The organism is Streptomyces sp. NPDC051561, from assembly GCF_044454195.1.
Lineage (GTDB): Bacteria > Actinomycetota > Actinomycetes > Streptomycetales > Streptomycetaceae > Streptomyces.
In genome coordinates, this window is sequence record NZ_JBITDM010000056.1 from 1 (window position 1) to 5156 (window position 5156).

General features: G+C 67.7%; 4 protein-coding genes. 2 read left to right on the forward strand and 2 right to left on the reverse strand.

What is annotated here, in order from left to right; genetic code table 11:
- Positions 1-314: 314 nt before the first annotated feature.
- Positions 315-629, reverse strand: a complete 315-nt coding sequence (locus ACIA73_RS41830) for a hypothetical protein (protein WP_399444266.1) — start codon at positions 627-629, stop codon at positions 315-317.
- Positions 630-1549: 920 nt separating this feature from the next.
- Positions 1550-2788 carry an FAD-dependent oxidoreductase gene (locus tag ACIA73_RS41835; RefSeq protein WP_399444267.1) on the reverse strand — a complete coding sequence of 413 codons (1239 nt, stop codon included), beginning with the start codon at positions 2786-2788 and terminating at the stop codon, positions 1550-1552.
- A gap of 98 nt (positions 2789-2886) precedes the next feature.
- Here ACIA73_RS41835 and ACIA73_RS41840 point away from each other — a divergent pair, with 98 nt between their 5' ends.
- Positions 2887-3903: a helix-turn-helix transcriptional regulator gene (locus ACIA73_RS41840; RefSeq protein ID WP_399444268.1), complete on the forward strand. Its 1017-nt coding sequence runs from the start codon at positions 2887-2889 to the stop codon at positions 3901-3903.
- Between the two features lie 291 nt (positions 3904-4194).
- The gene (locus tag ACIA73_RS41845; protein WP_399444269.1) at positions 4195-4782 is read left to right on the forward strand and encodes a hypothetical protein; all 588 of its coding nucleotides are present in this window, start codon (positions 4195-4197) and stop codon (positions 4780-4782) included.
- Positions 4783-5156 lie beyond the last annotated feature (374 nt).

Sequence of the window (5156 nt, forward strand, 5' to 3'; positions counted from 1 at the left end):
ACGAAACGGCAGCCACTTCCTCGCCTTCCTCGGCCTCGCCGCCACCCTGACCTGCTACAAGAAACTCGCCAAACTCACCACGTGAGACATCCTCTAAGACTTGTTCTTTCGCGCTAGCTTCGTCACGGAAAAGGCCATGTACAGGCCGAAGAGGAAAACAAGGATACCGATCAGGGCTCTCAAGGAATTTTCCCCTAACTGATGAGTGCGCAGAGAGTACTCATCCTGTGCCCCAGGAAAAGACCTCCATTTCGCCGAGCGGGCTGCGTCCTCACCAGGTCGAGGCGGTCGATGCCGTGCTCCGCGTCCTCCAACTACCGGCCGGCTGCCCAGTGCCGGAGGAGGGGTTGCGGTGCCAGGTGATCGCGGCGACGGCATCGGGGAAACCTGGATCGCGGCCGTGGCTGCTCAACGGCTCGACGCACGGCGGGTACTGGTTCTTGTACCGACAACAGGTCTGCTGACGCAGATAGGCACTGAGTGGCGTCGGGTCGGGCGTGCTGGGGCGATGGTGGGTGCGTGTGAGGTGAAGGTCTGCGCGTCCAGTGGGCAGGCGACCACAGATACCCAACCCGCCCTGCGCGATGCGCGGATTCAGAGAACCAGCCCCCTCCCCCCGACAAGCCCACTCACCAACCTGCACAGACGCCGCATCCGGAATGCGACTGCTGCCCAGTGCTACTGACCGGAGACATCGCCAGGCGCCGACGGTCGGCGAGACCGCGCACCCCGCGCAGCGCTCAACCGGCCAGCGAGGCCAGGATCCTGATAGCGGCTCAGGTTCGCCGGCGCCGCCGCACGGCAATAGCCGCGCCGAGCTGCCCAGCCGCCCTGTAACGCCCCACCGGGCCCTCCCGCGGGGGCGCCGAGGGGTACTTCGGCCCGGCCAGCGGGCTCCAGGGGCCCGCACGCGGGCGCGGGGGCGCAGCGCCCGCACCCCGAGACCATGAACCGCTCTAGACCCCCGAGCAGCGTCCTGTGCTGCTGCCCCGCCCCTTTTCCCCAGGGGTGGCGGTACAGGAGGCTGTGAGGGGGTTGTCTGGGTTTCCTGAGGAACCAACCACGGGGGCTGACCTGCGTAGGACGGGGCGCGGCGCCGAAGTGATGTCAGGGGTTTATGCAGGGCCTGGTGCAGGGGTTGACGCGGGGGTTTGTGCAGGGGTTGGGAGAGGGTGGCCGCGCGAAACCGGGGGCCCGGCCGGTTTACCGAGGACACCCCGCGCATTGCGCGCCGGCCCCGCATGCGCGTGTGTTTCTGGCGGCTGATCGGTTGCTGGATGCTCGTCGGCGCCAGAGGTCACGTTCTAGTCATTGCCCGGGCTCGGCACATGATCGAATCTGTTCCCGCTGTCATCGCCTGCGACGCGTGTACCGGCCACACCGCCGCGAACGCTTGTGGAGGCCTGGCTCGCGTGGGCGCCTCGTCGCGCAGCTACCGTTTCGCGGCGAACGTGTAGGTCATCATCGATGCCGACGGCGTTGCCAGCGTGCACAACCTTGCCCTCACCGGATGGGGGCAACAGGCCAGAGCCGCCCAATGCCCTGCCCGTCAGTGACGTAGCCGGGCGGCTGCGGCCAGAATCGGGGTGCTCACGACGGTGGCTGCGGCGCCGAGTGTGGTGTCGGTGGCCAGGATCCACCGGACGGTCTTCATGGCCAGTGTGAGGACTTCGCTGCCGCGTTGGCGCATGCCGGCTTCGAACTGTTCCACGGCGTCGGTGAGGGTGGTGGTGCCGTCGGTGACGGCGCTGACGTGCGTGAGCAGGCTGGCAGCGTCGCGGATGGCCGCGCCCGCTCCCATTCCGGCGGTGGGTGGTGTGGCGTGGACTGCGTCGCCCAGAGCGGTGATGCGACCTGCGGGCCAGGGCGCGAGATCCTCCGCGCGGGTGGAGGCGGCGTTGAAGCGGAATGCGGCCACGCTGTGTGGGTCGGCTTGGGCGATGACTTCGAGTGTGTGCTGGGCCCAGCCCCGCTCGCGGAATCGGCCGAGCAGCGCGGCCTGCAGTTCACTGCCACGCAGGTTGCGCAGGGAATTGGTGCGGGTGGATTCGGGGAACATGGCGCCCCAGATGTAGGTGGGTTCGGTGGTGATCGACATCCGCAGCTCGGGAGCGTCGAGTGCGGTATTGCCGACCGGGTCGAGGAAGCCGACGTAGAGCGCTGCTCCGCGCGGGCCGAACGCCAGCCCCGATCGTGGCCTAAGTCGCTGATGCTCGCCGGGGCTGAGGTCTCGCCGGAGGGTGCGGCCGGAGAACCCGATGATGCCCGCCGGGCTGTTGGTCGGGCCTCCCGCCAGGTGACGGGCGACCACCGAGTGAGTGCCGTCCGCGCCCACCACCAGATCCGCGGAGACCGGCGCTCCGTCGGTGAACAGCACTCGGGGCGCGCCGTGGTCATCGTGATCGACGCCGGACACGCTGCGTCCCAAGTGCAGGTCGTCTCCGACGGCTTCGGCCAGGAGCATCCGCAGGGTGATCCGATCGACGTCGATACTTGCACTGTCGCTGAGGCCTGGCCCGTGGCCCAGCAGTCGGCCGCGGCGGTCCCAGAGCGCGTCGCGTTCGCGCAGTCGCAGCGCCGACCCTGATGCCAGCAGCCGCTGCATGATCTCAGGTTCCACCAGATCCTTCAGCGCCGACTGCGCCCGCTCATCGAGGGTGATGTGGTAACCGCCGGTCGCCGCCACATCGGTGTCGCGGTCGAACACTGCCACCTCGAATCCCCGGCGACGCAGCCCCGCTCCTAGTGCAAGCCCACCGATCCCCCCACCCACCACGACCACACGCATACCCGGACGTCCTTTCCACCGCTGCTCACTGGGAACAGGCCCCACTCTGACACCGGTAGTGGACACGGAGTGGCCTGTACTGGTGTCAGGGTGGGGCGATGGCGAACACCTCACACCGGGCGTTACAGCTGTTGTCTCTGCTGGGATCAGGACGGAAGTGGTCGCTGCGCGAGCTCGCCACCCGGCTCGGGGCCAGCGAACGCACTGTCCGCCGCGACATCGAGACCTTGCGCGCGCTCGACTACCCGATCGCTACCCTCCACGGCCCCGACGGCGGCTACCGGTTCGGAGCCGGGCGAACCCTGCCGCCGTTGCTGTTCGACCACGATCAGGCCCTCGCGGTCGCGGTGGCCCTGCAAACCGCGCCGAGCACGATATTCGGCCTCGGGGACGACGCGGCGCGGGCACTGACGGCTCTGCATCAGGTCATGCCCCCCGCCCTGCGGGCATCCATGGAATCCCTGCGCCTGACCCGGCTGGAGAACTACTGGGAATTCCCCGCGCCCCCCATCGACCCGGCCGCCGTCACCGCCATCGGAACCGCGGTACGTCACCGCCACATTCTTGTCACGGAGACACTGCGCCCCGACGGCACACGCCCCGAACCCGGTGACCCCGACTACCTGCCCGCCCACCGCGTGGAACCGCACCACCTCGTCGTCTGGGCCGCTCGGTGGTATCTGGTCGGCTACGACCTCACCGACGACGAATGGCGAGTGCGCCGCGTCGATGGACTGCACCTGCGCCCCACCACGCAGTACTTCGCTTCCCGCGCGCTTCCGCACCCCGACCTCGCCCACTACGTGATGAGCACCCACGACCGCGGCGACACCCCCGCCGTCTGGCAATGCACCGGCACCGCACGGCTCAACCTGGCCGCTCACATCGTGGCCCGTTGGGCACCCGGCGGCTCCGTCGTGGAGTACCTCGACACCGAGTACAGCCGGATCACCCTCGGCGCCTGGTCCTGGGCCGGCATCGCCGGCATCCTCGCCACCTTCGACACCGAACTCACCGACCTCCACCCACCCGAACTCGTCCATGCATGCCGACGCCTCATCCACCGATGGGCCACTATTGGCGACACCGAGGACCCCGGTCCTTCCCATAAATGATGAGTGTTTGTGTCGTCATTTCCCGGCTCTGTCGCTGATTTTGGGGTGCACCCGGTTGTGTGATTTTGGGGTGTACCCGGTTGTGTACGGGTGGGCATCACCTGTGTGTGATGGATGCGGTGAGCGTCGCTGACGTACGTCTGCCGGGTGTGGGGGCGGGGGGCGAGGGGGTGGTCCTCAGGGAACCGGAGGTTCGGCTCGTCGTGCGGTCTTTGCAGGCTCGACCGCCTGCCCGGGGTGCGGGCGGAGATCCACGCGCATGCCAGCTCAGCAGCGCTACAGCCTCCGCCTGTGACCAAGAACCGCAGGCAATCGGGAAAGTCTGACCCCGAGGGGCTCCCGCATTATCAACAGCTCCTGGACGGTACGGCTTGGTCATCCCTCGCCACTGTGTCTGGTTCGGGTGAGTCCCTGCCGCCGGCATTGGCACAGATCCTCGACCCCGACCCGGCCGTCAGGGCAAACGCCGCAAGGGACGCGCTCGGAGAAGTGACCCACCAGAACACCATCTATGAAGCCACCGTGCCCGTGGCTCTCTACATCGCAGCCATCCTCGGCCAGCCCGACATCACAGCGGGTGACTTCGACCTCGGCACCGCCGTGCCATCGCGTCCCCCGACCCTCGTGAGAATGCTGGCCTGGCTCAGCGACACCGCCTACGACGCGGACGACGAGTGCGTCGCCATCGGCGAGCGCAATTATGGCGAGCGGTTCCTCTATGAGTACGAGGAAATGCGCCGCGTTTCGGGACCTGCGACCGGCGATCTTCTCTGCTGTCCAGCCCCTCCTCGGTCACAAGAGCGCGGAGGCTCGCGGCGCAGCTCTCGTCGCCGCCATTCCCCTCGCAGAGCACCCCCTTCTCATCGAGCATCAGGGTGAGTTGGTCGATCACGCCCGCCGTCTGCTGGCCACCAGCGATGACCGCCACAACCGCGACCGCGTCCTGGACGCGCTGAACGCATGGGGTCACGACACCAGCAATCTGGAGAACGCAGCCGACGTCGCAGCCCGCGAACATCATGCCCGTCTCAGGGCTGAACGCGCCTCTTGGCGAGGCAAGTAGACAGGCGAGCACAACGAAGACCCGTTGTTCTGCCTCAAGGACCCGCAGTGCCTCAGCCATCCTCCGATTACCGAGCGTGCCCACACCACGCAAGCTGGCTCTGGCGCTGATTTGGGGGTGCCGACTGGTGGATCACGGTGAGAGGAGGATGCGGCGTCGCAGGAGGTCGAAGTTGGCCCGGCCGTACATT

Coding starts and splice junctions, on each gene's coding strand:
- ACIA73_RS41835 (WP_399444267.1), bottom strand. CDS start 2,788: ATGCGTGTGGTCGTGGTGGGTGGGGGGATCGGTGGGCTTGCACTAGGA.
- ACIA73_RS41840 (WP_399444268.1), top strand. CDS start 2,887: ATGGCGAACACCTCACACCGGGCGTTACAGCTGTTGTCTCTGCTGGGA.